This is a genomic window from Pseudomonas songnenensis (assembly GCF_003696315.1).
GTDB lineage: Bacteria > Pseudomonadota > Gammaproteobacteria > Pseudomonadales > Pseudomonadaceae > Stutzerimonas > Stutzerimonas songnenensis.
In genome coordinates, this window is sequence record NZ_RFFN01000007.1 from 23,239 (window position 1) to 48,164 (window position 24,926).

General features: G+C 61.1%; 22 protein-coding genes and 1 tRNA gene. 11 read left to right on the forward strand and 12 right to left on the reverse strand.

Going from position 1 to position 24,926, the window contains the following annotated elements:
• Positions 1 to 178 precede the first annotated feature (178 nt).
• Positions 179 to 478 (forward strand): PilZ domain-containing protein, encoded by a 300-nt coding sequence (locus tag EA798_RS16875; protein WP_106155283.1) that lies wholly within the window; start codon positions 179 to 181, stop codon positions 476 to 478.
• Between the two features lie 38 nt (positions 479 to 516).
• On the opposite strand, the gene EA798_RS16880 is transcribed toward EA798_RS16875, so the two are convergent.
• Positions 517 to 1,215 carry an MlaA family lipoprotein gene (locus EA798_RS16880; RefSeq protein WP_106155284.1) on the reverse strand — a complete coding sequence of 233 codons (699 nt, stop codon included), beginning with the start codon at positions 1,213 to 1,215 and terminating at the stop codon, positions 517 to 519.
• A gap of 226 nt (positions 1,216 to 1,441) precedes the next feature.
• Between EA798_RS16880 and EA798_RS16885 the strand changes: the two genes are divergently transcribed.
• Positions 1,442 to 1,708, forward strand: coding sequence for a DUF4404 family protein (locus EA798_RS16885; protein ID WP_106155285.1), 267 nt, complete (start codon positions 1,442 to 1,444; stop codon positions 1,706 to 1,708).
• Between the two features lie 40 nt (positions 1,709 to 1,748).
• Here EA798_RS16885 and queF read toward each other — a convergent pair whose 3' ends face one another.
• The 8 genes from queF to EA798_RS16925 all read right to left on the reverse strand — a co-directional run bounded on the left by queF (position 1,749) and on the right by EA798_RS16925 (position 9,279).
• Positions 1,749 to 2,579, reverse strand: coding sequence for an NADPH-dependent 7-cyano-7-deazaguanine reductase QueF (gene queF / locus EA798_RS16890; RefSeq protein ID WP_122099693.1), 831 nt, complete (start codon positions 2,577 to 2,579; stop codon positions 1,749 to 1,751).
• Between the two features lie 93 nt (positions 2,580 to 2,672).
• On the reverse strand, positions 2,673 to 3,452 hold the full coding sequence (locus EA798_RS16895) for an ABC transporter permease (RefSeq protein ID WP_014820047.1): 780 nt from the start codon (positions 3,450 to 3,452) through the stop codon (positions 2,673 to 2,675).
• Positions 3,449 to 4,378, reverse strand: a complete 930-nt coding sequence (locus tag EA798_RS16900; protein ID WP_106155287.1) for an ABC transporter ATP-binding protein — start codon at positions 4,376 to 4,378, stop codon at positions 3,449 to 3,451. Before EA798_RS16900 ends, EA798_RS16895 begins: the two co-directional genes overlap by 4 nt.
• A gap of 85 nt (positions 4,379 to 4,463) precedes the next feature.
• Positions 4,464 to 5,462 carry a succinylglutamate desuccinylase gene (locus EA798_RS16905; protein WP_122099694.1) on the reverse strand — a complete coding sequence of 333 codons (999 nt, stop codon included), beginning with the start codon at positions 5,460 to 5,462 and terminating at the stop codon, positions 4,464 to 4,466.
• Between the two features lie 12 nt (positions 5,463 to 5,474).
• A complete protein-coding gene (locus tag EA798_RS16910; protein ID WP_015277480.1) occupies positions 5,475 to 5,756 on the reverse strand; it encodes a hypothetical protein in 282 nt (93 codons plus the stop codon).
• Between the two features lie 55 nt (positions 5,757 to 5,811).
• Positions 5,812 to 7,032, reverse strand: a complete 1,221-nt coding sequence (locus EA798_RS16915) for an aspartate aminotransferase family protein (RefSeq protein ID WP_122099695.1) — start codon at positions 7,030 to 7,032, stop codon at positions 5,812 to 5,814.
• A gap of 140 nt (positions 7,033 to 7,172) precedes the next feature.
• On the reverse strand, positions 7,173 to 7,862 hold the full coding sequence (locus EA798_RS16920) for a crotonase/enoyl-CoA hydratase family protein (RefSeq protein ID WP_106155290.1): 690 nt from the start codon (positions 7,860 to 7,862) through the stop codon (positions 7,173 to 7,175).
• 127 nt (positions 7,863 to 7,989) lie between these two features.
• On the reverse strand, positions 7,990 to 9,279 hold the full coding sequence (locus EA798_RS16925; protein WP_106155291.1) for an HD-GYP domain-containing protein: 1,290 nt from the start codon (positions 9,277 to 9,279) through the stop codon (positions 7,990 to 7,992).
• 205 nt (positions 9,280 to 9,484) lie between these two features.
• On the opposite strand from EA798_RS16925, the gene EA798_RS16930 reads away from it, so the two are divergent.
• Positions 9,485 to 9,574, forward strand: a tRNA-Ser gene (locus tag EA798_RS16930).
• A gap of 151 nt (positions 9,575 to 9,725) precedes the next feature.
• Complete coding sequence (locus EA798_RS16935; RefSeq protein ID WP_122099696.1) at positions 9,726 to 10,151, forward strand: DUF1810 domain-containing protein; 426 nt, start codon at positions 9,726 to 9,728, stop codon at positions 10,149 to 10,151.
• A gap of 33 nt (positions 10,152 to 10,184) precedes the next feature.
• On the opposite strand, the gene EA798_RS16940 is transcribed toward EA798_RS16935, so the two are convergent.
• Complete coding sequence (locus tag EA798_RS16940) at positions 10,185 to 10,697, reverse strand: hypothetical protein (protein ID WP_122099697.1); 513 nt, start codon at positions 10,695 to 10,697, stop codon at positions 10,185 to 10,187.
• A 358-nt stretch (positions 10,698 to 11,055) separates the two neighbouring features.
• Here EA798_RS16940 and EA798_RS16945 point away from each other — a divergent pair, with 358 nt between their 5' ends.
• The 3 genes from EA798_RS16945 to EA798_RS16955 all read left to right on the forward strand — a co-directional run bounded on the left by EA798_RS16945 (position 11,056) and on the right by EA798_RS16955 (position 15,238).
• Complete coding sequence (locus EA798_RS16945; protein ID WP_122099698.1) at positions 11,056 to 11,412, forward strand: rhodanese-like domain-containing protein; 357 nt, start codon at positions 11,056 to 11,058, stop codon at positions 11,410 to 11,412.
• A gap of 129 nt (positions 11,413 to 11,541) precedes the next feature.
• Positions 11,542 to 12,684, forward strand: a complete 1,143-nt coding sequence (locus EA798_RS16950; protein WP_122099699.1) for a mechanosensitive ion channel family protein — start codon at positions 11,542 to 11,544, stop codon at positions 12,682 to 12,684.
• A 109-nt stretch (positions 12,685 to 12,793) separates the two neighbouring features.
• A complete protein-coding gene (locus EA798_RS16955) occupies positions 12,794 to 15,238 on the forward strand; it encodes an acyl-CoA dehydrogenase (protein WP_122099700.1) in 2,445 nt (814 codons plus the stop codon).
• Positions 15,239 to 15,298: 60 nt separating this feature from the next.
• Here the strand turns inward: EA798_RS16955 and EA798_RS16960 are convergent, their stop codons facing one another.
• On the reverse strand, positions 15,299 to 16,900 hold the full coding sequence (locus EA798_RS16960; protein ID WP_106155297.1) for an ATP-binding protein: 1,602 nt from the start codon (positions 16,898 to 16,900) through the stop codon (positions 15,299 to 15,301).
• An 11-nt stretch (positions 16,901 to 16,911) separates the two neighbouring features.
• A complete protein-coding gene (locus EA798_RS16965; RefSeq protein WP_106155298.1) occupies positions 16,912 to 17,628 on the reverse strand; it encodes a winged helix-turn-helix domain-containing protein in 717 nt (238 codons plus the stop codon).
• A gap of 707 nt (positions 17,629 to 18,335) precedes the next feature.
• Between EA798_RS16965 and EA798_RS16970 the strand changes: the two genes are divergently transcribed.
• From EA798_RS16970 to EA798_RS16985, 4 genes are all read left to right on the forward strand, one after another.
• Positions 18,336 to 21,218: a ribonucleoside-diphosphate reductase subunit alpha gene (locus EA798_RS16970; RefSeq protein ID WP_122099701.1), complete on the forward strand. Its 2,883-nt coding sequence runs from the start codon at positions 18,336 to 18,338 to the stop codon at positions 21,216 to 21,218.
• A gap of 302 nt (positions 21,219 to 21,520) precedes the next feature.
• A complete protein-coding gene (locus tag EA798_RS16975; RefSeq protein WP_122099702.1) occupies positions 21,521 to 22,765 on the forward strand; it encodes a ribonucleotide-diphosphate reductase subunit beta in 1,245 nt (414 codons plus the stop codon).
• A 118-nt stretch (positions 22,766 to 22,883) separates the two neighbouring features.
• A complete protein-coding gene (locus EA798_RS16980) occupies positions 22,884 to 23,444 on the forward strand; it encodes a Pycsar system effector family protein (RefSeq protein ID WP_122099703.1) in 561 nt (186 codons plus the stop codon).
• A gap of 42 nt (positions 23,445 to 23,486) precedes the next feature.
• Positions 23,487 to 24,839: an adenylate/guanylate cyclase domain-containing protein gene (locus EA798_RS16985; RefSeq protein WP_167462984.1), complete on the forward strand. Its 1,353-nt coding sequence runs from the start codon at positions 23,487 to 23,489 to the stop codon at positions 24,837 to 24,839.
• Positions 24,840 to 24,926: the final 87 nt, after the last annotated feature.

A 24,926-nucleotide genomic window follows, 5' to 3' on the forward strand; every position in this document is an offset into this window, starting at 1 on the left:
TATCGCCAGGATGATTGGCGAAAACATTGGCCCCGCGTAACGTCGGGTTGGGTACGTTTCAAGGCGCAGACGGTACTCCCATACGTTCGGGGTTTCAAGCCGACCGGCCGGCGCCTTTACAGGTCGAATTGAGGGGAGCTATAAGAACGCAGCGAACCATATATAAAAGGTTGAGACCATGAGCCAGAAAGACCGGGATTACAGCGAAAAACGCGATTTTATCCGCATGCAGATCGAAACCACCGTTGCACTGGAACATGGCGATACAAAACTCAGCGGCATCTGCACCGATCTATCCAGCACCGGCATGCAGGTACTGGCCAGTACGGACCTGCGCATGGGCGACAAGGTTCGCGTACTGATCCCTTCCGAACACAGTGAGCTGAAAGGCCTCGACGCACAGACCGAAGTCGTTCGCATCACCCAGCTTGACGATGGCCGGCAGAGCCTGGGTCTCGCCATCCTGTCCATGTCCTGAACTGGCGCTGCAGATGGCCGCGATCACGCGGCCATGAGTCAGAAGTCGTCCTCGACCTCGCCATCCTTGACGCGGAACTCACGGTTCTGCAGATAGGCGTTGCGTACGAAAATGTAGCGATCGCCGCGAATCATCTTCTCAGCGGACAGCAGCCCGGCGCGGGTATCCACCAGATCGACGCCACGCGTGACATTGCGCGTCGGGACGTGCCCCATGTGCGGATAAGGCTCGAGGAACGAGTCCGGCACACGGCCAAAGGCGTCACGCACAGTACTCGGCCCCAACAGCGGCAGCACGACGTAAGGCCCGCTTCCCAGGCCCCAGGCACCGAGGGTCTGGCCAAAATCCTCATCGTTCTTGTGCAGGCCCATGCGGGTGGCGACATCAAAGAAGCCGAGCACACCGAAGGTGGTGTTGAACAGGATACGGCTGGTGTCGATGCCAGCATCGCGAACCTTGCCCTGCAGCAGATCGTTGGTCAGCACGATCACGTCGCCGAGATTGCTGAACACGTTACCGATACCGTCTTCGACGAACTCCGGGGTCACCTTCTGGTAGCCCTTGGCCAACGGCTTGAGCGTGTAGGTGTCGACAGTGTCGTTGAAACGGAACACCGCACGGTTGACACCTTCCCACGGATCTTCTTCTGCCAGTGCAGGCGCCGCGCCAAGCATGGCGATAGTGGCGACGAAACCGGCCTTGAGCACGGCGATCCAGGCCGTAGCGATCTTGGGCATTGCTTTTTCTCCATAGGTACTGGTGCATGCGGCGCACCGACGCAGACCGCGCAGTATAGAGCGAACGCCTGATTTTCGGCAGTCAGCCGGACGTTTGGCTTTCATCTCTCCGCGCTCAGTCAACGCCGCCTTTGGCAAAGGCACAGACAAGGTGCGGCCGCTGGTTTAACCTTTGATCATCGAGGTTCATACCAAGTCGCCCGTAAACCCATGAGAGGGAAGCAAAATGCCGGAACATGATCTGCAGTCGCAGCTCGAAGAACTGCGTAATCAACTGGCCCAGGACACACCGCTGACTGACGAGGAACGGGCTTCGCTGCACGCCATCGCTCAGGACATCGAGTCCAGACTGGCGACTCAAGACACCGGCGAATCCAACGACTCGCTGGTGGATGGCGTCAACCTGGCGGTAGAGCGTTTTGAAGTCAGTCACCCGAATATGGCCATGACCCTGCGCAACATCATGCAGACTCTGGCCAACATGGGCATCTGAAGCAGGGTGGCGGGTCGCGCTGCGGGCGCGACCCGTTGCGTCACTGACGTACCAGCCGGCGATTGTCGACGGCCATCGCCTCGGTACTGCGATAGGGATTGATATCCAGCCCGCCGCGGCGCACGTAACGGGCATAGACGGTCAGCTTCTCGGGCTGCAGCAGGCGCTGCAGATCGAGGAAGATGCGCTCCACGCACTGCTCGTGAAAGTCGGCGTGCTGGCGAAAGCTCACCAGATAGGCCAGCAGACTCTCCGCCTGCAATGCCGCGCCGCGGTACTCCACGACCACGCTGCCCCAGTCAGGCTGGCCCGTCACCGGGCAATTGGACTTGAGCAAGTGGCTGTGCAGCGACTCCTCGACCACACGTCCCGCATCACAGACCAACAGCTCCGGCTGCGGATGGTCATAGTGCTCGATGGCAACGTCCAGATCGTCGATACAGCGACCCGACAGCGTTGCAACGCCCTCGCTCGCCACCTCATCCAGCGTACGCAGGCGCACCTTTACGGCTTTGCCGGCCGCCGCGGATAGATCGGCGATCATCACCTCGACCAGCGCCTCACGCGACTCGAACACAGACTGGTTCAGCGAGTTCAGATAGAGCTTGAACGACTTGGATTCGATGATGCTCGGCGAATCGGCCGGAATCTCGAACTCGCCGATCGCCACCACCGGCTTGCCCGACGGCAACAGCCAGGACAGCTCGTAGCAATTCCACAGATCCACGCCCTGATAGGGCAGCGTCTCGGCGGTCAGTCCGAGTTCGGCCCACTTTGGCGCGCGCGGAATCGGAAACAGCAGGTGCGGACTGTAGGTGGCGACGTAGTCACTGGACTTGCCCAGCGGGGAATGTTCGGCGGGATGCTGCATCGGAATGGACCTGAACGAAAAACGCCGCGAAGTTTAGCGCTTCGCGACGTTCTTTTCAGCGCCATCGGCGCAGCGGCCGAAATCAAGTGCCAGCTACTGGCGCATCCCGCGCCCACTCTTGAGCAGCCCGACGGAGACCAGATAGAGCGCCGCCACCGCTACCAGCATGAAGCTGATCGCCACACCGATGCGGATATCCGAGACACCGAGAATCCCGTAGCGAAACGCATTGACCATGTGCAACACCGGATTGGCCAGCGACAGCGTCTGCCAGAACGGCGACAGCAGGTTGATCGAGTAGAACACCCCGCCGAGGTAGGTCAGCGGCGTCAGCACGAAGGTCGGGATGATCGAGATATCGTCGAAGTTGCGCGCGAATACCGCGTTGATGAAGCCGCCCAGGGCGAAGATGCTCGCCGTCAGGGTGATCACCAGCACGGTCACGCCCAGGTGGTGCACCTGCAGATCGGTGAAGAACATCGACAGCAGCGTGACGATCACCGCGACCGCCAGCCCGCGGGTGATGCCGCCCAGGGCAAATCCGATGACGATCACATGCGGCGACACCGGCGAGACCAGCAGTTCCTCGATGGAACGCTGGAACTTGGTGCTGAAGAAGCTCGACACGACGTTGCTGTAGGAGTTGGTGATCACCGACATCATGATCAGCCCCGGCACGATGTAGTCCATGTAGCTGAAGCCGTCCATGTCGCCGATCCGCGCGCCGATCAGGCTGCCGAAGATGACGAAGTACAGCACCATGGTGATCGCCGGGGGCAGCAGGGTCTGCGGCCAGATGCGCGTATAACGACGGATCTCGCGCTGGACGATGGTCTGCAGCGCGACCAGGTTAGGACGCAGTTCGCCGCTCATGACTTCACCTTCAGATTGTTCTCCACCAGCGACACGAACAGCTCCTCCAGTCGGTTGGTCTTGTTGCGCAGGCTCAGCACCTCGATGCCCTGGGCGCTGAGCAGACGGAACAGTTCAGTCACGCCCTGACTCTTCTCCACCTGCACTTCGAGGGTGTGGTGATCGATCAACTGCGCCCGATAGCTGCCCAGCTCCGGCGCCACCAGTTGCGACTCCTTGAGGTCAAGCAGAAAGGTTTCCACGTGCAGCTGCGTGAGCAGTTCGCGCATGCTGGTGTTCTTGACGATCTGGCCGTGATCGATGATGCCGATGTTGCGGCACAGCTGCTCGGCCTCCTCCAGATAGTGGGTGGTGAGGATGATGGTGATGCCTTCACGGTTGAGCTCGGTGAGGAACGACCACATCGAACGGCGCAGCTCGATATCCACACCCGCCGTTGGTTCGTCGAGGATCAACAGGCGTGGTTGATGGATCAGCGCACGGGCAATCATCAGGCGACGCTTCATGCCGCCGGAGAGCATCCGCGAGGACACGTCACGCTTGTCCCACAACCCCAGCTGGTTGAGGTAGCGCTCGGCGCGCTCCTTGGCGACCTTCGCCGGAATGCCGTAGTAACCGGCCTGGGTGACCAGGATGTCGAAGGCCTTCTCGAACTGGTTGAAGTTGAATTCCTGCGGCACCACGCCCAGGCAGCGCTTGAGCCCGGACGGGTCGCGATCCAGGTCATGGCCGAACACGTTGACCGTGCCGCCGCTCTTGTTCACCAGCGTGGAGAGGATGCCGATGGTCGTGGACTTGCCGGCGCCATTGGGGCCGAGCAAGGCGAAGAAGTCGCCTTCGGCCACGTCCAGATCGATACCCTTGAGGGCCTGGAAGCCGTTGCCGTAGGTCTTGGTCAACTGCCGGATGGACAGAGCAGTACTCATAAGAAGGTGCACACAACGCAGGAGGAGTGAAGCTAGATAAGGGCGCGAGCAGCCAATTGCAACCGCGCGTTTCCCGGCACGCGTCTCACAGCCCCGCTTCGGGGCGCTCCAGCGGCACGACGATCAGCGCCGCACGCTGGCCTTCGGCAACATCGGGCATGGGAAACAGGATGCGGGCGCCCGGCTCGTCGACCACCCAGCGCATGCCATCATCCTCGGCCAGCACGCTGCCGAGCGGAAGTGGTGAGAAATTTTCGATATCGGTGGGCACACACAAACGAAATCGCGGGCTGCGCTTGATGACTTCGCGAGAAATCTGCAGCAGCTGCGGCAGCGCATGTGTAGCCACCGGTGCCTCGCGTCCCTCGATCATGAGGTACAGGCCCTGCTCGAACTGCGTGACGGCCAGAGGCAGGCTCTCGCCCGAACCCTCGGCAAGCTCCAGCGTGAACGCCTCGGCGCCGTAGCGGGTGGCGGTCATCGCGCTGAAGGTCGAGGTGGCCTGGCGCTGCAGCAGCACACCCTCGATCGCCAGCCTGTTCAGACGAGCCAACGACTCGGCCGACACCTGCTCACATTCTCGCCAGGGGCAGATCGCGAACTGGGCAAGGCGTGACGGGCGCATCGCCGAGTGCAGGTCATAGTGACGCCGCTGGCGTCCGGCCCCGCTGAAAAAGCCGCCAACCAGCGCTTCGAGTTCCGCCGCACGAATGGCTTCACCACCCCACACATCCGCATGCTCGCCGCGAAACAGGCGGTTCAGATCGTGTTCGACCTGCCGCACCATTCGGCGCATCGCTGCCGGATTGGCGAACAGCAGCAACAGCCGCCCACGCGGCTGCACATCGCCCCGCGCGAGCGCGCGGACCAGACGATCCAGAACATGTATGGGGATGAGTTCGTTGCCATGAATGCCTGCAGAAAGCAGCAGGTCGAGGCCATAATCCTGGCCGGGTGGCGGCGACACCAGCAATGCGCCGTCGGCCAGCCAGTGCAGCTTCACCCCGCGCGGGGTGAGCTGGACCTTCTCGCAGGGCTCGCGCCCGGCGAGGGTCAGTTCCAGCAGCTTGCCAAGGGCGAGCATGCCGGGAAATCGTCAGTGGTTGCAGTCAGGGCCGTGGACGTGTTCGTCGTCATCGGCTTCGGCCGGTTCCATTTCCAGCTGCAGGCTGACCAGATTGGTCGCCAGCGGACGCAGCACCAGATTGGCGTACTCGGTGTCGCCGTCCTCGACGTCCACACCGATCATCAGCTGACCATTGCCAACCTGCTGAATCCATACCTCGCGACCCTGCCAGATCACGGCAAAACGGGTGCAGGAGGTTTCCAGTTGGGTTCCGTCGACATCTTCCAGAACCAGTTGCAGGCTATCGCTCATTGAATTGCTCTCGCTAGTAGAACGCGCGGCGCCAGCAGCGCCGCGCTTGGGATGATCAGGCCTGGGTCAGCGTAGCGACGGCGCGCTCGAGACGATCCAGCCCTTCGTCGATGTCAGCTTGGTCGATCACCAGGCTCGGCGCCAGGCGTACCACGTCCGGCCCCGCCTGCAGGACCATCAACGCTTCCTTTTCGGCGGCGGCGCAGAAGGCACCGGCCTTGCCCTTCCAGGCATCACTCAGCACGCAGCCGATCAGCAGGCCACGACCACGCACCAGACTGAACACGCCATAGCGCTCGCCGATCTGCGTCAGACGGGCCTTGAAGCGCTCATGCTTCGCCTTGACGCCCTCGAGCACTTCCGGGGTGTTGACGATATCCACTACCGCCTCAGCCACCGCGCAAGCCAGCGGGTTGCCGCCGTAGGTGGTGCCGTGGGTGCCGACGCTCAGATGCGCAGCGATCTCGTTGGTGGTCAGCATCGCGCCGATGGGGAAGCCGCCGCCGAGGCTCTTCGCGTTGGTCAGGATGTCCGGCGTGATGCCGTAATGCATGTAGGCAAACAGCTCACCGGTGCGCCCCATGCCGGTCTGCACTTCATCGAAGATCAACAATGCGTTGTGCTCGTTGCACAGCTGCCGCGCACCTTCCAGGTAGGCCTGTTCGCCCGGCAGAATGCCGCTCTCGCCCTGGATAGGTTCGAGCACCACGGCGCAGGTCTTGTCGGAAATCGCTGCCTTGAGGGCTTCGAGATCGTTGTAGGGTACGTGGGTAATGCCTTCGATCTTCGGCCCGAAGCCGTCGGAGTACTTCGACTGCCCGCCCACCGTTACGGTAAACAGGGTCCGGCCGTGAAAGCTGTTCAGCGCCGAAATGATCTCGAATTTCTGCGAACCGTAGACATCATGCGCATAACGACGGGCCAGCTTGAACGCCGCCTCGTTGGCTTCAGCACCAGAATTGCAGAAGAAGGCGCGATCGGCGAAGGTCGCCGCGACCAGCTTTTTAGCCAGGCGCAGCGCCGGTTCGTTGGTATAGATGTTGGAGATGTGCCAGAGCTTGCCGGCCTGCTCTGTCAGCGCCGCCACCATCGCCGGATGCGCATGACCCAACGCGTTGACCGCGATGCCGCCAGCGAAGTCCACCAGTTCTCGTCCGCTCTGATCCCATACTCGCGAACCCAGGCCGCGTACCGGTACGAAGGCTGCTGGGGCGAAGGTGGGAACAATGACCTGGTCGAAATCGGCGCGTTCTACCGGGGTGTGCGGGGCGGACATCGGGGCTCTCCTGCGAGGCGACACTGAATGAGAAATGAAAACGCCCCGCCGTCGGCGGGGCGTCACTCGCGCAGTGTAAACGCAGGGCCGGCCCTCGTGCGCACTCGATCAGAAATTCTCTTGTGCAGCCGGCCTGGTGATCAGCCGAAGTGCTGCTGGTCCAGGGCAATCGCCTGATCGAGGCTCTCCAGCAACGCCTTGCGCACTTTCAGCTTGGTGTTCTTGTGCGCCACCATGTTGATTTTCTTCAGCTGCTCCGCTGTGGCTTTGGCCACCGCCAACAGCTCACCGGCTGGCACCACCCTGTCAAGGAAACCAGCGTCGACCGCACTCACCGGATCGAACATCTCGCCGTTGATCACCGAGCGGTGGAATGCGGATTTGCGCAGGCGGTCGCGCGCCAGTTCGATACCGGCATGGTGCATCGTCATGCCGATCTGCACTTCATTGAGGCCGATATGGAACGGCCCTTCGACACCGATGCGGTAGTCCGAAGACAGCAGCAGGAAAGCGCCCTTGGCAATCGCATGCCCTGGGCAGGCGACGATGATCGGGAACGGGTGCGCCAGCATCCGCCGCGCAAAGGTCGAGCCGGTGGCAACCAGGGCCATGGCGTTCTGTGGACTCGAGGTCATGACCTTGAGGTCATAGCCACCGGAAAGAATGCCCGGCTGGCCGGTGAGAATCACGATGGCGCGGTCCTGCTCGGCACGATCCAGCGCAGCGTTGAGCGCCTCGAACACCGCAGGCGAGAGCGCATTGACCTTGCCATTGCACAGCGTCAGCGTGGCGACGCCGTCTTCGAATTGGTAAGAGACCAGCTCACTCATGACGAGATTCCTTGTTTTTGAAGTGCGCAGACGTTACCCAGCGCTCCGGTTCAGGTAAAGCACGATGACCGACCGATCAGTCACGCCCGCGACCTCAAAAGCAGTCGAGAGTCACGGTTACTGGCGCTCAGGTGGCCTGCTCGAAGTCGGCCAGAGTCCGTGGATGCAGGATGGACTGCAGTTCGGGATCGGCGATATGCAGCCCGAAGGAGCCGTCGGGCAAACCAATGGAAATGCGATAGGGAGTGCCCTCCGCGTCTACCGTGACCTGAGCCAGATCCAGATAACGCGGGGCGCACCGCTGCTTGGCGGCATCGCGCAGGACCACGACGCGCGGCCGGAGCTGGAACTGCTTGTGTTTCTCCACCACCACGGCGACTTCACCGGTATGCAGTTCAACCAGTGTGCCGACCGGGAAGGCGCCCAGCCAGCGGATGAACTCGAGCACCAGGTCCTCGTCGAACTGCCTGCCACTGCCACTGCGCAGAATCTCGAACGCTGCCTGGACCGGTCGCGCGCAATCGTAGGCCCGATGGCTGGTGATCGCATCGAACGCATCCACGATGGTGATGATGCGCGTCATATAGGAAATCTGTCCGGGTCCCGAGCCTAACGGGTAGCCAGTACCATCGAGCCGCTCATGGTGACCGTACGCCGCATGCAGTGCCGCCTCCGGAACTCCGGGCTGGGCGCGAAGCGCTTCCAGACCGAAGACCGGATGCCGCTTGATGACTTCGAACTCCTGCGGCGTCAGCTTGCCGGGCTTGTTGAGAATCTGCGGATCGATGCGCATCTTGCCGACGTCGTGCAGCAGACCAGCCATCCCCAGCAACTGCAGCTTGTCATCCTGCAGGCCGAGATGGTTGCCGAACCCCATCGCCATGATCGAAACGGACAGGCAGTGCAGGCTGGTGTACAGATCCTTGTTCTTCAGCCGGATCAGCCAGAGCATCGCGCTCTCGTTGCGCAACATGCTTTCCAGATTGCGCTTGACCGCGCCGTGGCACGCCCGGGTGTCGATGACCCGGCCATGCTGAACATCGGCTAGCACCTGCTCGATCAGCTGGGAGCCATCCTGGTAGGCGGCACGAGCCTCTTCCACTTCAGTCGAGAGCGCGTGATAGGTACGCTCCTGCGGCTTGCGCACGCGTGGCGTCCCGGTTGCGACAGGGGCGCCGTGTTGCAGGCGGACTCGCCGCGTGTCGTCGACATAGACATAGTCACAGCAGCTGCGAACCGCACGTATCTCACCGGGCGTCAGCAGCGGAAAGCCCTGGAATGCGAAGTTCGTTTCGTTCCATGGTCGGTCCAGTTCGCAGACGTACATACCCAATTCCAGGCTGGCGACAGCCACCCGGCGACGGGTCGGCACCAACAAGGTATCGGTATGGTTGTCTGACTGGCTTGTCCGTCGCATGGGACAGGTGCGCTCCGCTCGGCTTCTTTCCAAAATAACCCAGGCAGTGACCCGGGTTGCAACAGCAGTCTAGCGGAACATGCTGCCCGTCACCTGTGTGATGCCGGATTTGTTAAGCGCATGAATAAGCTAAAAAAGTTTTTGCCAAAGGCGGTGTGTTCGATTACATTAGCGCGCCTCGACGGACATGAACCTCCGTCGATCCGGTGAGGTGTCCGAGCGGTTGAAGGAGCACGCCTGGAAAGTGTGTATACGAGAAATCGTATCAAGGGTTCGAATCCCTTCCTCACCGCCATATTCGATTCAAGCAAACCCCTGACTTCACACGAAGTCAGGGGTTTTTGCGTTTGAGGTCCGACGCTCGCCTGCCATACATCCGCCGCCGGTTGCCGGCGTGACCAAGCTGTAGCAGATTCGCCCTTCCCTCCTGCGCCGAGACGAAGCCCATGGGCGACCCTTATGATCTGCAGCGTTTCGTCGATGCCCAGCAGGGTCACTACGAGCAAGCGCTCAAGGAACTGCGCAGCGGCCGCAAGCATTCGCACTGGATGTGGTTCATCTTTCCGCAACTTCAGGGCCTGGGCCGTAGCGCCATGGCACAGCGCTACGCCATCTCGGGTCGCGATGAAGCAATCGCGTACCTGCAGCACCCATTACTGGGAGCGAGGCTGCGGGCGTGCACCGAGGCGATGCTCGAACACGGCACCCGCAGCGCTCGACAGATCCTCGGCAGCCCGGATGACCTGAAATTTCATTCCAGCATGACGCTATTTGCCCAGGCGGCAACGGACCCAGCGCCATTCGCAGAAGCGTTACAGGTCTTTTTCAACAGCGAACCGGATCCGGCTAGCCTGGAGCGGCTGAACGACTGATCAGCCTCAGCGCTGCACAGCCATGCCAGACAATTAACGCTGGCCGGCAGCGCCACCTGTGGCACCGCCAGTGGCAGCGCCTCCGCTGTCCGCCCCACCGGCGTCGTTACCGCCACCTGTTCCGATTCCACCCGGAGGGGTGACGCCACCCTGGCCCGCGTTTCGATTGGCACCACCCGGAGTCGCTTGCGGCGACGTAGTGCCCGGAGCGGGAGTCGTCCCCAAGCCACGATTCGGTTGCTGAACATTGTCCTGGGCACTCGGTAAACCGGTCCCTGCAGGCGGGTTTGCGGTGCCAGGCACATTGGGCCGGGGATTGATGGCATCGCTCTGCACGCCGCCGCGATTGAGGCCCTGCGTATCGTTCCCGGTAGCTGCAGGTTCACGGATACGGTTGATATCACGGCCGATCTGCTGGCGATTCTCCTCCAAATCGGCCCCCATCTGCTCGCGCTCCTGCTGCAGGGTCATATCCTCCTGCTGGGCAGAGACAGCCGTCGAGACGGCAGCGAGCAGCACTATCAGCGATAGCTTTGACGTGTTCATGGCTTGCCCTCCGAATGAATCACTCAAGGAAGACAACCAAAAGCCCGGCGCAACTTCATCGCTCCGTCAATTTGCTGGTGTGGAACTTGCTTGCTTATTTATAGCCAGGCGAACGTCCGGTACGTCTCGTTTCCGTCGCACGACTCGTGGAAATCACAAACAGCGTACCGTCTCGGTCCTTCCGGCAAGGCGACAATTCGCTGCACACAAGAATAAAAGGCCATGTCATGCTCAACCAGAAGAAGTTCCGGCAGGCGACCCTGATCGTCATCGCCACGGCAGTGATTCTTATCCTGCCCAATCTGACCCGTATATTCAGCTGAGCGCGCGCCTCAGGCGCGCCCATGAGGAAGCCCTGATGCGCACGCCCGCCCTGTTCGTACTACTTGCCCTGAGCCTCGGCGCCATGGCCGGCGAGATCGACCAAACCACCGCGCTGCAGGTCATGCAGCGCCCGGACGCCGTTGTGATCGATGTCAGGACCGCCGAAGAATTCGCCGAAGGCGCGCTACCGGGCGCCAGACGAATCGAGACACCAGATCTTGCCCGGCGCATCGGCACTATCGCGCCCGACAAGGACACGCCCGTGGTGCTCTACTGCCGCAGCGGCCGGCGCTCGTCGGCCGCACAGGAGGTGCTGGAAGATCTCGGCTACAGCCAGGTCATCAACGCCGGCGGCTACGATCAGCTTGCCGCCCTCCTGCAGCGCAACTGAAGCGCGCACCGGTCGATAGCGCCTGCCACACCCGTCCTGCCGGGCACGACAAGGGAACTTATGCGCAGCAAGGACCACTGAAAAACGTGGTCTTCGCCGCATCAAGCGCACCCTTGCCGGAGGATATGGATGAACTGGGACGCCCTGCTCAACGAGACATTCTGGATCAACCTGGCCATCGTGCTGGGCATCACCATCGTCACCTTTCTGGTCCTGCGCACCATTCTCGGCATCGTGACCCGGCGCCTGAGCAAGCTGGCGACCGGAGCGAAGACCAAGTTTCTCGGCATCGCCGCCGAACTGCTTTCGCGCACCAGCAACCTGCTGATCCTGGCCTTCTCACTACTCATTGCCCTGAAGACGGTCGAATTGTCGCCACGCTGGGAATCGACCATGTCCCACGGCTGGTTCATCGCCCTGGCGTTCCAGTTCGCCCTGTGGATGGACACCGGCGTGCGCCTGTGGATGGAAAGCCTGACCCGCGACGGCAAGGCGCGCAATCCGGTTACCACCACCATCATCGGCATCATGATCCGCATCGTGGTCTGGACCATGATGCTGCTGTCGATCCTCGCCAACCTGGGCGTCGACATCACCGCCATGGTCGCCAGCCTGGGGGTCGGCGGTATCGCCATTGCCCTGGCCGTACAGACGCTGCTGAGCGACATCTTCGCCTCCTTGTCCATCGGCGTGGACAAGCCCTTCGAGATCGGCGACTTCGTGGTCTTCGGTGAAGTCGCCGGCAACATCGAGCACATCGGCCTGAAGACCACGCGCATCCGCGCGCTCAGCGGCGAACAGGTGGTCGTCGCCAACGCCGACCTGCTCAGACAGATCGTGCACAACTACAAGCGCATGAATACCCGGCGGATCGTTTTCAAGTTCGGCATCACCTACAACACCCCTACCGAAAAGGTGAAAGAGGTGGCAGCACTGGTGAAGCGCATCATCGACGGCATCGAGGTGGCGAAGTTCGACCGCGCGCATTTCCTCGGCTTCGACGACAGCCAGCTGACCTTCGAGGTCGTCTACATCATGCAGGTCTCGGACTACAACCGGTACATGGATACCCAGCAGGAGATCAACCTGGCACTGCTCGAGGGCATCCGCGAAATGGGCGTGCAGTTCGCCTTCCCGACCCGCAGCGTGGAATTCATCGGCGGCAGTCTGCCGGAAATCACCGTGGCCGGCGTTGCACAGGAAAAGCCGGCCGCCAACCAGAACGAGGGAGACGCCGGGCGCCAACCCCGCGAAGCCCAACCGCGGGCCTGAACCATTCCCGGTGCCACCGCATGCCCGGCGGCACCTCGTCCCTTCGCTGTAGCGGCGCAAGCGCCTATGCTGACGATGGAAGCTGTTCGAATCTAAAAGGATAAGACTCATGACACTGCTCTGGTTGCTGGTCCTGCTGCTCGGCATCGCCGTACTCGCCCATCTGCGAGTGTCGCCGGTGCCGGCCCTGGTGATCGTCGCCACCTACCTGATCTTCATGACCGCCGCCGATACGTCCGGCGTGGTGGTATTGCTGCTCTGGCTGACACTGATCGCCGTCGCTGTGCCGCTGCTGGTCGCGGATGTGCGCCGCAAGTATTTCAGCGGCCCGATGTTCGACTGGTTCAAGAAGGTGCTACCGCCGATTTCCGCGACCGAGCGCGATGCCATCGATGCTGGCACCGTCTGGTGGGACGGCGAGCTGTTCAGCGGCCGGCCGAACTGGGACACCCTGCTCGGCTATCCGAAGGCGCGCCTGACGGCGGAGGAACAGGCCTTCCTCGACGGCCCAACCGAAACCCTCTGCGCACTGGTCAGCGAATGGGACATCGCGCAACGGATGGACCTGCCACCTGCTGCCTGGGACTACATCAAGGCCGAAGGCTTCTTTGCGCTGATCATCCCCAAGGAATATGGCGGCAAGGGCTTCTCCGCCTACGCCCACTCGCAGATCGTCATGAAGCTGGCGACCCGCAGCGGCGATCTGGCCAGCACCGTGATGGTGCCCAACTCCCTCGGCCCGGCCGAGCTGCTGATGCATTACGGCACCGATGAGCAACGCAACCACTACCTGCCGCGTCTGGCCAACGGCACCGACATTCCCTGCTTCGCCCTGACCGGCCCCTACGCCGGCTCCGACGCGGGCGCGATGAACGACAGCGGAGTGATCTGCCGCGGCCAGTGGCAGGGCGAAGAAGTGCTCGGCCTGCGGCTGAACTGGGAGAAGCGCTACATCACCCTCGGCCCGGTCGCGACGCTGCTGGGCGTGGCGTTCAAGACCTACGATCCGGACCACTTGCTGGGCGATGAGGAAGAACTCGGTATCAGCCTCGCGCTGATCCCCACCGACACCCCCGGTGTCGACATAGGCCGTCGTCATCTGCCGCTGGGCGCGGCATTCATGAACGGGCCGAACTGGGGCAAGGACGTCTTCGTGCCCTTGGAAGCCATCATCGGCGGCCGCGACATGATCGGCAAAGGCTGGATGATGCTGATGAACTGCCTGTCAGTCGGGCGCTCCATCTCCCTGCCGGCGACCGGCACCAGCGCGGCCAAGGTCTGCAGCTACGTGAGCGGCCGCTATGCGCAGGTCCGCGAGCAGTTCAACGTGCCGCTGGCCGCCTTCGAAGGCATCCAGGAGCCGCTGGCACGCATCGGCGGCAACGCCTGGCTGATGGACGCGGCACGAATCCTCACCGCCAACGCCGTCGACCTGGGCGAGAAGCCCTCGGTGCTCTCGGCGATTCTCAAGTACCACCTCACCGAGCGCGGCCGCGCCTGCATCACCGATGCCATGGATATCCATGGCGGCAAAGGCATCATTCTCGGGCCGAACAACTACCTCGGACGGTTGTGGCTGTCGGCGCCGATCTCCATCACCGTCGAAGGCGCGAACATCCTCTCGCGCAACCTGATGATCTTCGGCCAGGGCGCAATCCGCTGCCATCCGTTCGTGCTGCGGGAAATGGAGCTGGTCCACGAGCCCGATCGCGAAGCCGCTGTCGTGAAATTCGATGAGCTGCTGATGCAGCATATCGGCTTCGCCGTCAGCAACACCGCCAGCACCCTGCTGCTGGGCCTGAGCTTCGGCCTGATGGGGCGCGTACCGGGGACGAGCATCACGCAGCCCTACTTCCGCGCGCTCAACCGCATCGCCGCGGCGTTCGCCATGCTGGCGGACCTGTCGATGATGCTCCTTGGCGGCGAACTCAAGCGCCGCGAACGGCTTTCGGCACGGCTGGGCGATACACTCAGCCATCTCTACCTTGCCTCCGCAGCGCTCAAGCAGTTCCATGACCTCGGCCACCCGACCGCGCAGGAACCGCTGCTGCGCTGGGCGCTGGAAGATTGCCTGGAGAAAGCCGAAAGCGCGCTACAGGACGTGTTGGCCAATTTCCCCAACCGCATCCTCGGCCACCTGCTGCATGCCCTGGTCTTCCCGTTCGGCGCACGCCACAAAGGGCCATCGGATGCACTGGACGCCGAAGTCGCCGCCCTGCTTGGCCGTCCGGAAGGCGATCCAGCCCTGGAAAGTATTCTCGACGGCATGTATCGCCCGCATGATCCAGAGCAGCCCCTCGGTTCGCTGAAGCACGCGTTCGAATCCATTGCCAGCAGTCAGGGCACGGCGAAGAAACTGGCCAAGGCAGTGAAGGCCGGCACCGTACAACCCGCCCCCGGCGAGAGCCTGGTCGACGCAGCATTGACGGCCGGTGTGATCGACGCCGTCGAAGCCGAGCAGTTGCGGACGGCGGAGCTCGCTCGACGCAAGGTCATCGATGTTGACGACTTCTCCAAGGATGAGCTCGAGTTGCAACAAGGCCGTATCCGCTGACAGCACGGACGCGACTGCAGCGCAGGGTGAGCCTTGCAGGTTCACCCCGCGCGGCAACGCTCAGTCCGGCCGGCGCCGCGGCCACACCAGACTGAAGCGCGCACCACCCAGCTCGCTGTGACTCAACTGCGAGCGGCCGCTGTGCCAGTAGATGATCCGCCGCACGATGGACAGACCCAGCCCGTGCCCACCCGAGGCGCGGGTGCGGCTGTCATCCAGACGCAGGAACGGGGTGAAGACCTTTTCCCAGTCCGCTTCCGGCACACCGGGACCGTCGTCGTCCACATCCAGCCGCACCGTTTGCCCATCGATGGCGAAGCTTACCTGCACCCGACGCTCGGCATGGCGCATGGCATTGTTGATCAGGTTGCTCAGGGCGCGGCGCAGGTACTGCGGCTCCGCCTCTGCCCAGCAGCTGCCATCGGCGGCCGTTGTGCACTCTCCACGGCTGACGCTGACATCGGGGCGTAACGGCGCCAGCTCACCGATCACCTGATCGACCAGTGCCCGCAGGTCGACCTGCTGGAAATTCAGCGTCGGCGAGCCGCGCTCGAGCCGCGAATACACCAGCATCTCGTCCACCAGCGCATCGAGGTCGTCGATATCGCCATCCATGCCTTGCAGGTACTTGCGCCGGGCCTCGTCCGTCTGCGCTTCGGCGCTCATCTCCAGGCCGAAACGCAGGCGCGCGACCGGCGTGCGCAGTTCGTGGGCGACCGCGCTGACCATCTCCCGCTGCACGGCCAGCAGGCGTTGCAGATGCCTGGCCATGCCATTGAAGGCCGCGGCCAGGCGCCCGACCGAATCGGTACCGACATCCGGCACGCGGGTTTCCAGATTGCCCGCGGCGATACGGGTCGCGGCGCCTTCCAGCACGCTCAGGCGCTGCTCCAGCTGGCGCACCAGCAGGTACACGGTAAGACCGATCAGCGACAGGCCGAGCAGGCCGATCAAGATCAGCAGCTGCGGTGGGTAGGGATTCATCTGGTACAACGGGCCAAGCTGCATGATCCAGCCGGTGCCGGCAATGGCGGCGAATACGCGGACTGCATCGCCGCCCTGGGCGAGCGCCATCACCGTGTCGCCCTCGTCCAGGCGCCGACGCTGGTCATCGTCGAGGTTGGCGCTGTCGCGCGTGAGCAACTCCAGATCGAAGCCGAACCCCCGCGCCTGCTTGAGCTCGGCCAGGCGCTGCGGCTGTTCGGCTTCGGGATAGCGGATCAGTTCGTCGATCAGCAGGTAAATGGTGGCGCGCGCCAGCTGTTCGCTGAGCTGCTCGACTTCACCGGTAAGCACCAGCCGATCCCGCGCACTGACCAGGCTGAAGACCGTGGTGCTCTGCGGTCGGATCTGTTCGACCAGCACCTGCCCGCGCAGCAGGCGCGCCTCCAGGCGGCTTTCCAGGCGCACGTCATCCAGCGTGCGCACCCGCAGCGGAATGCCCAGCAGCCGGCCCCAGAGGTTCGCCGCCTGGCGCCGTTCGATCGGCGTCATGCTGCTCATGTTGTGCGCCATCAGGCGGAAGGTGCCGCTGGCCAGGCGCTCGCGGTGATCGTCCGCGCGGTACTGGTTGAGCAGGTGCAGGCCGCCGGCGCCGAGCAGCGCGACCAGCACCAGCACCCCCAGCATGCCGCCATAGATGCGCAGGAAGATCGAGTTCATGGGCGGCAGCGCTACACCATCGCCACGGCAGCTTCGGAAACGAACAGATAGCCCTTGCCGCGTACCGTCTTGATCAATCGCGGGTGATCGGGGTCGTCACCGATCTTGGGGCGGATGCGCGAGATACGCACATCGATGGAGCGGTCCTGGCCGTCGTATTCGATGCCGCGCAGCTCGGCGAAGATTTCTTCACGGGAAAGGATGCGCCCGGGGTTGGAGGTCAGCAGCCAGAGCAAGTCGAACTCGGCGCCGGTCAGTTCGATCTGCTGCTCGCGCAGCCAGGCTTCGCGCAGGGCGCTGTCTATTACCAGCGGGCCGAATTGCAGGCGCTTGGCATTGGCCGATGCCTCCGGCGGCTGGCGGCGCAGCAGCGCACGGATGCGCGCCAATAGCAGACGTGGACGCACCGGTTTGCAGACATAGTCGTCCGCACCGGTTTCCAGCCCCAGCACCTGATCCAGATCGTCGGCCCGAGCGGTGAGCATCAGGATCGGACCATCGTAGCGATCACGTACCCGTCGACAGATCGACAGGCCATCCTCGCCGGGCAGCATCAGATCGAGCACCACCAGATCGGGTCGTTCCTCGATGATGCGCTCGACAGCGCAGGCGCCATCCGACTCGATCGACACCTCGAAGCCGCCGTTGCCCTGCAGGTACTCCTGCGTCAGCTCAGCCAGCCGTCGATCATCCTCGACAATGAGAATCCGCCACGTCTCTTGCTCCATCCCCCGCCCCCTGCCGAACCGTCAGGCCACAAACGAACAAGCGCGCATTGTACCCAACGCCCGGGCCCGAACGATGCACAAAAAGCGGGCAACGGCAAACACAACATGTTGTGTCATTGACCATCATCAAAATATGCCCGGCGGCGCGTATTTCGTCGGCATTCGGCCGAGCGCCGAAGCCATGCGGCCTGCGGCCGGACGCCGCGCTTTCACCCACAAACCGCACACACCTTATCCACAGGTTATCCCGGCCAGCCGCCTTGCATTGGCCTCGAGCCAGCATTATCTTGTCGCCCCTGCGCGTCGTAGCCCCTAGATGTTGGGCCTATGCGTACCAAGTGACACAATCGAGACATATTCGAGCGCAGGGCTACCGTCCCGCGTCTCATTGCTCTGCAACACCGCCGGCAGCCCCAGGTCAAGCATTCATGCAAGCCTTCGACAGTCGTCTCCCTGACTCCAAGCGCGGAACTAGCAGCTGTGCTTGGAGCCAAGACAAAACACAACATATTGTGTTGACAGTTTTTCCAGCCTGACTATCCTTCCGGCAACGACTTAGCTCGTGAGCGGCCGAGTCAGGACTATTCCTTGCGATACCACCATGCGCTGCAATGCGGGGCATGGTTCATGCAGTAACGACGCCCGGGCGACCACGCCCGCGCAGACAGAATCCGAACCGCGACTAAAAGAGAGAATCCGGAGCCCCCATGCAGAACCCTTCCACTCGCGAGAACCCGCTGTCAGCCGATGCACCGGATCTGGCGGCTACCGCCCCGGGCCAGCTGCGCGTGATCAAGCGCAACGGTACCGTCGTCCCCTACACCGACGACAAGATCACCGTCGCCATCACCAAGGCCTTTCTCGCAGTGGAAGGCGGTAACGCTGCCGCCTCCTCGCGCATCCACGACACTGTCGCGCGCCTGACCGAGCAGGTCACCGCCACCTTCCGTCGTCGTATGCCCTCCGGTGGCACCATCCATATCGAAGAAATCCAGGACCAGGTCGAACTGGCCCTGATGCGTGCCGGTGAGCAGAAGGTCGCGCGTGACTACGTGATCTACCGCGAAGCCCAGGCCGTCAAGCGCAAGAGCGCCAGCGGCAGCAGCGACATCGCCCAGCCGCACCCGAGCATCCGCGTGACCCGCGCCGATGGCAGCCAGCAGCCGCTGGACATGGGTCGCCTGCAGACCATCATCACCGAGGCCTGTGAAGGCCTGGCCGAGGTCGATGGCGCGCTGATCGAGCGTGAAACCCTGAAGAACCTCTACGACGGCGTGGCCGAGAAGGACGTCAACACCGCCCTGGTGATGACTGCCCGCACCCTGGTCGAGCGTGAGCCGAACTACAGCCAGGTCACCGCGCGCCTGCTGATGGACACCCTGCGTGCCGAAGCCCTGGGCTTCCTCGGCGTAGCCGAAGCCGCCACCCATCACGAGATGGCCGACCTGTACGCCAAGGCCCTGCCGGCCTACATCGAGAAAGGCGTCGAGTTCGAACTGCTCGACTCCAAGCTCAAGGGCTACGACCTGGCCAAGCTCGGCGCTGCGCTCAACCACGAGCGCGACCAGCAGTTCACCTACCTCGGCCTGCAGACCCTGTACGACCGCTACTTCATCCACAAGGACAATGTCCGCTTCGAGCTGCCGCAGATCTTCTTCATGCGCGTCGCCATGGGCCTGGCCATCGAGGAAGAGCAGAAAGAAGCCCGCGCCATCGAGTTCTACAACCTGTTGTCGTCCTTCGACTACATGGCCTCGACCCCGACCCTGTTCAACGCCGGCACCCTGCGTCCGCAGCTGTCCTCGTGCTACCTGACCACCGTGCCGGACGACCTGGGCGGCATCTACGACGCCATCCGCGATAACGCCCTGCTCTCCAAGTTCGCCGGCGGCCTGGGCAACGACTGGACCCCGGTGCGCGCCCTGGGCGCCTACATCAAGGGCACCAACGGCAAATCCCAGGGCGTCGTGCCCTTCCTCAAAGTGGTCAACGACACCGCCGTCGCGGTCAACCAGGGCGGCAAGCGCAAGGGCGCCGTGTGCGCCTACCTGGAAACCTGGCACCTGGACATCGAGGAATTCCTCGAGCTGCGCAAGAACACCGGTGACGACCGTCGCCGTACCCACGACATGAACACCGCCAACTGGATTCCGGACCTGTTCATGAAGCGCGTCTTCGACGACGGCCCCTGGACCCTGTTCTCCCCGTCCGACGTTCCCGACCTGCACGACCTCACCGGCCGCGCCTTCGAGGAGCGTTACGAGTACTACGAGGAGCTGACCAAGTACGGCAAGATCAAGCTGTTCAAGACCCTGCCGGCCAAGGACCTGTGGCGCAAGATGCTCTCGATGCTGTTCGAGACCGGCCACCCGTGGCTGACCTTCAAGGACCCGTGCAACCTGCGCAGCCCGCAGCAGCACGTCGGCGTGGTGCACAGCTCCAACCTCTGCACCGAGATCACGCTGAACACCAACAAGGACGAGATCGCCGTCTGCAACCTGGGCTCGATCAACCTGGTCAACCACATCAAGGACGGCAAGCTCGACGCCGCCAAGCTGGAGCGCACCGTGCGCACCGCTGTGCGCATGCTCGATAACGTCATCGACATCAACTACTACAGCGTGCCGCAGGCGCAGAACGCCAACTTCAAGCATCGCCCGGTGGGCCTGGGCATCATGGGCTTCCAGGACGCGCTGTACCTGCAGCACATCGCCTACGGCTCCGATGCCGCCATCGACTTCGCCGACAAGTCCATGGAAGCCATCAGCTACTTCGCCATCCAGGCCTCCTGTGACCTGGCCGACGAGCGTGGCGCCTACTCCAGCTTCCAGGGCTCGCTGTGGTCGCAGGGCATCCTGCCGCTGGATTCCCAGCAGATCCTCATCGAGGCCCGTGGCCAGAAGTACATCGACGTCGACCTGACCGAATCCCTGGACTGGGCGCCGATCCGCGAGCGCGTCAAGAAAGGCATCCGCAACTCCAACATCATGGCCATCGCCCCGACCGCGACCATCTCCAACATCGTTGGCGTGTCGCAGTCCATCGAGCCGACGTACCAGAACCTGTACGTCAAATCGAACCTGTCCGGCGAGTTCACCGTGATCAACCCGTACCTGGTCCACGACCTCAAGGCCCGCGGCCTGTGGGACCCGGTGATGGTCAACGACCTCAAGTACTACGACGGCTCCGTACAGCAGATCGAGCGCATCCCGCAGGATCTGAAGGACATGTACGCCACCGCCTTCGAAGTGGAAACCAAGTGGATCGTCGACGCCGCCAGCCGCCGCCAGAAGTGGATCGACCAGGCGCAGTCGCTGAACCTGTACATCGCCGGCGCCTCGGGCAAGAAGCTCGACGTGACCTACCGCATGGCCTGGTACCGTGGCCTGAAAACCACCTACTACCTCCGTGCCCTGGCCGCGACCAGCACCGAGAAGTCCACCATCAACACCGGCAAGCTGAACGCCGTGTCCAGTGGTGGCAGCGAGGCGGCGAACTCCGCCAGCGCCGCGCCGGCTGCAGAGCCGAAGCCGGCTCCGGTGCCGCTGGCATGCAGTATCGATAACCCCGACTGCGAAGCCTGCCAGTAACAAAGGGAGGCGGACGCATCTGGACGGCGATCGCCGCGCTGCCTGCCGAGCCGGACCCCATCACGTACAGCTGTACGCCCAGGGGTTCCGACTCGACAGGCGCCTTGCGCTCACTCGCCCAGCTCCGCCCTCGCACCGAGTGGGCTGATTCGTAGGGTGGATGTCGCTTTCCACATCCACCGTTACCCCACTCGATGGCGCGCAACACCAAACCAGATTCCGCGCTTTTGCGTGCAAACCAAAAGCCACTCCAAACATATCCGACCGGCCAAGCCCCGGTCCCCGATCAGGAGCTATCGCACATGCTGAGCTGGGACGAATTCAACGAAGAAGACACCACCACCGCGCCGGCCCCCGCTGCCGCGCAGCCGGCAGGCCAGACCGCCGCCAAGCTGGACAACGAAGCCGCCGGCTCCGTGGAAGAAGCCCGCGCCGTTGCCGCCAGTGACTCCGACGCCATCGCCCGCGCCAAGCGCGCGCTGGACGACCTGGACATCCAGGAAGGCCTCAACGAACTGGAAGGCGAATCGGCCCGCGTACGCGTCGACGAGAAGCGCATGATCAACGCCCGCGCCGACCTCAACCAGCTCGTACCCTTCAAGTACGACTGGGCCTGGCAGAAGTATCTGGATGGTTGCGCCAACCACTGGATGCCGCAGGAAGTGAACATGAACGCCGACATTGCCCTGTGGAAGAGCAAGGACGGCCTCAGCGAAGACGAGCGCCGCATCGTCAAGCGCAACCTCGGCTTCTTCTCCACCGCCGACAGCCTGGTCGCCAACAACCTCGTGCTGGCCACCTACCGCCTGATCACCAACCCCGAGTGCCGCCAGTACATCCTGCGCCAGGCCTTCGAAGAGGCGATCCACACCCACGCCTACCAGTACTGCATCGAATCGCTGGGCATGGATGAAGGCGAGATCTTCAACATGTACCACGAGATCCCGAGCGTCGCGAAAAAGGCCAGCTGGGGCCTCAAGTACACCCGTTCTATCTCCGACCCGACCTTCCAGACCGGCACCCCGGAGACCGACAAGCAGTTCCTGCGCAACCTCATCGCCTACTACTGCGTACTCGAAGGCATCTTCTTCTACTGCGGCTTCACCCAGATCCTCTCCATGGGCCGCCGCAACAAGATGACCGGCACCGCCGAGCAGTTCCAGTACATCCTGCGTGACGAATCCATGCACCTGAACTTCGGCATCGACATGATCAACCAGATCAAGATCGAGAACCCGCACCTGTGGGACGCCGACATGAAGGACGAAGCGACCCAGATGATCCTCCAGGGCACCCAACTGGAAATCGAATACGCCCGCGACACCATGCCCCGTGGCGTCCTCGGCATGAACGCCGCAATGATGGAGGACTACCTCAAGTTCATCGCCAACCGTCGTCTGACGCAGATCGGCCTGAAGGAAGAGTATCCAGGCACCACCAACCCGTTCCCGTGGATGAGCGAGATTATGGACCTGAAGAAGGAGAAGAACTTCTTCGAGACGCGGGTTATTGAGTATCAGACAGGTGGGGCGTTGAGCTGGGATTGAACTAGACCTTGCAATACTAAGGTGGCTGCGCAAATCAACGCAGCCACATTCAAAACCAGAAGACCATCAAATAACATTTCGAAAAGCATTCCACATCGAACAAAATCAAGGTGTCGTAGTGCAAACTGAATCCCTCAATGATACAAAGGCAATTGAGCTTAAATTAAAAAATCAGTTCGAAGTGCTTAAGCGAATAGATACCTATATAGGCTCTACTAATACTAAGTGCACAATTATAATGTCATACTGCGCAGCAGCCATTGCGCTTATATTTACGCTTCTAGGCAAGCTCAACTTCGAGATTTTTAGCACTCAGTACATCGTCGCTACTTCCTTAGCTTCAGGCATCAGCGTGACACTAGCCGCTTTATGCATGGTTCTCGCATGCACGGTAATTTTCCCAATAACATATAGTAAAAAAGACGCATACCACGGAAACTCTCTAATTTTCTTCGGGGACATTGCTAATCACCGCAATGGAGAAGCAGGGTTTTCAACCGACTTCCTGAATACTGACGAAACTGACTATTTAAAAGATCTAACAACGCAAGTTTACACTCTCTCGACAATAGCCTCAAAGAAATTTCAGAAAATCCAGATAATAACATCAATACTTATCGTTCATTTCGCGGTCATTTTCATCTTTTTGGCACTGTGTTTTTTTGGCTCGACCGGATAAGAGACCATGATAAAAAGCATATCTCGCGACACGTTTTCACGCATGCTAAACAACGAGAGAAAAAAGACTTTTACTAAATCCGTCTACGCAAGCGAGAGCTTTTCGGATCAATCATTTCATAGCCGCACCGTCATTACCTCAGACTCATCCACCCCCACCGAATTCAACCAAGAAACTATTCAATCCGACATTAGATCTGCATTTGGCAAGCCTGGGACAAATAACGGCACGATTGGCACCCACCCTGACTTTAGAGAGCTAGCCGATACCGACAACCAAGAACACCATTACATTTGCTCGCTTTTTCTAGATATAAAAAATTCGACCCGCCTAACTTTTATCTATGACTTGCACGAAGTTGTCGCAATCAAAAACACCATATTGAAAGCGGCAGTTGATACAGTTCGAGCAATGGACGGCCATGTTCACCGGTTCATGGGAGATGCCTTGCTGGCTTTCTTTGGTGGAAAACAACAGTCCAAAGAAGAAAGCATTGTCAATGCGATAAATTGCACATCTGTTCTAGAAGCACTTATGACAGGCACAATTATTCCTGTTTTAGAACAGACATACTACCAAGATCCCAAAGCTGACTACTTGGGTTTTCGTATCGGTTTGGACTACGGCCCTAATGATAAGGTACTGTGGTCATCTTATGGATTAAGAGGAGTTTCCGAGGTCACCCCTACCTCTTTTTATGTTGATGTAGCCTCTAAGCTTCAAGGCATCGCAGGAAAGAACAAGGCAATGCTAGGTGACAGCATACTTAGCGAAGTTGACTTTCCTGATGACTTCACCCGAGTTAGATCTCGCACTCAAATCAACGCAAAGGGTGAGTGCGAGACTATTGAGACTCCCACACTGCCTCGCACATACACTGACAAAGCTGGCAAGCAGCATAGATATAAGGTTCGAGAGCTTTCTCATGAAAAATACCGCGATCTTCTGCCTTTCGGACCTGAGCTTAAGCAATCATTCCTAACTTCACGTTGCGTGAACTGCAGCGGCGTGCTTTTCAAGTGCTACAGGTCAATTAATGGGCATCTGATCGAATACCCATCTGTATCATCCGCCCTCAATAAGAAAGAAAGCCTTACGTTCAAAACAACTCTTAGCAGAGAAGTTTATCAAAACCACAATTTTCCTCTTGAGCTACAACTTATAAAAACCAACCATGGCAAAGAAGCCCAGCTATTTAAAAACATGGGCATTTATCGTTACCCCAAGAAAATTGTTTTCAGAGATACTAACTTCAGCTCACCCTTCTTTGCCGGGGATAGCCATACGCACCATGACTCAACAGCTTACAGAGGCCTACATACAATGGAAGCCATCATAAAAGACGCTGATGGAGTCGTCATATTTAGAGACTTCATCGGTGTATTTATAAAATAATAAACCAGGAAAAGGGCACAGATTTAATTTTGACCTGCCGGCTCGCCGCTCGGTATCCCTCGCCACGCTTTCCTCGGCCCAATCGAC

What these genes read in the sequence shown, in the direction of transcription:
- EA798_RS16970 (WP_122099701.1), top strand. Translation starts at nt 18,336, where the DNA reads ATGCAGAACCCTTCCACTCGCGAGAACCCGCTGTCAGCCGATGCACCG.
- EA798_RS16940 (WP_122099697.1), bottom strand. Translation starts at nt 10,697, where the DNA reads ATGAACACGTCAAAGCTATCGCTGATAGTGCTGCTCGCTGCCGTCTCG.
- EA798_RS16950 (WP_122099699.1), top strand. Translation starts at nt 11,542, where the DNA reads ATGAACTGGGACGCCCTGCTCAACGAGACATTCTGGATCAACCTGGCC.
- EA798_RS16875 (WP_106155283.1), top strand. Translation starts at nt 179, where the DNA reads ATGAGCCAGAAAGACCGGGATTACAGCGAAAAACGCGATTTTATCCGC.
- EA798_RS16975 (WP_122099702.1), top strand. Translation starts at nt 21,521, where the DNA reads ATGCTGAGCTGGGACGAATTCAACGAAGAAGACACCACCACCGCGCCG.
- queF (WP_122099693.1), bottom strand. Translation starts at nt 2,579, where the DNA reads ATGCAGCATCCCGCCGAACATTCCCCGCTGGGCAAGTCCAGTGACTAC.
- EA798_RS16945 (WP_122099698.1), top strand. Translation starts at nt 11,056, where the DNA reads ATGCGCACGCCCGCCCTGTTCGTACTACTTGCCCTGAGCCTCGGCGCC.
- EA798_RS16955 (WP_122099700.1), top strand. Translation starts at nt 12,794, where the DNA reads ATGACACTGCTCTGGTTGCTGGTCCTGCTGCTCGGCATCGCCGTACTC.
- EA798_RS16910 (WP_015277480.1), bottom strand. Translation starts at nt 5,756, where the DNA reads ATGAGCGATAGCCTGCAACTGGTTCTGGAAGATGTCGACGGAACCCAA.
- EA798_RS16985 (WP_167462984.1), top strand. Translation starts at nt 23,487, where the DNA reads ATGCTAAACAACGAGAGAAAAAAGACTTTTACTAAATCCGTCTACGCA.
- EA798_RS16935 (WP_122099696.1), top strand. Translation starts at nt 9,726, where the DNA reads ATGGGCGACCCTTATGATCTGCAGCGTTTCGTCGATGCCCAGCAGGGT.
- EA798_RS16900 (WP_106155287.1), bottom strand. Translation starts at nt 4,378, where the DNA reads ATGAGTACTGCTCTGTCCATCCGGCAGTTGACCAAGACCTACGGCAAC.
- EA798_RS16965 (WP_106155298.1), bottom strand. Translation starts at nt 17,628, where the DNA reads ATGGAGCAAGAGACGTGGCGGATTCTCATTGTCGAGGATGATCGACGG.
- EA798_RS16905 (WP_122099694.1), bottom strand. Translation starts at nt 5,462, where the DNA reads ATGCTCGCCCTTGGCAAGCTGCTGGAACTGACCCTCGCCGGGCGCGAG.
- EA798_RS16960 (WP_106155297.1), bottom strand. Translation starts at nt 16,900, where the DNA reads ATGAACTCGATCTTCCTGCGCATCTATGGCGGCATGCTGGGGGTGCTG.
- EA798_RS16925 (WP_106155291.1), bottom strand. Translation starts at nt 9,279, where the DNA reads ATGCGACGGACAAGCCAGTCAGACAACCATACCGATACCTTGTTGGTG.
- EA798_RS16920 (WP_106155290.1), bottom strand. Translation starts at nt 7,862, where the DNA reads ATGAGTGAGCTGGTCTCTTACCAATTCGAAGACGGCGTCGCCACGCTG.
- EA798_RS16895 (WP_014820047.1), bottom strand. Translation starts at nt 3,452, where the DNA reads ATGAGCGGCGAACTGCGTCCTAACCTGGTCGCGCTGCAGACCATCGTC.
- EA798_RS16880 (WP_106155284.1), bottom strand. Translation starts at nt 1,215, where the DNA reads ATGCCCAAGATCGCTACGGCCTGGATCGCCGTGCTCAAGGCCGGTTTC.
- EA798_RS16885 (WP_106155285.1), top strand. Translation starts at nt 1,442, where the DNA reads ATGCCGGAACATGATCTGCAGTCGCAGCTCGAAGAACTGCGTAATCAA.
- EA798_RS16915 (WP_122099695.1), bottom strand. Translation starts at nt 7,032, where the DNA reads ATGTCCGCCCCGCACACCCCGGTAGAACGCGCCGATTTCGACCAGGTC.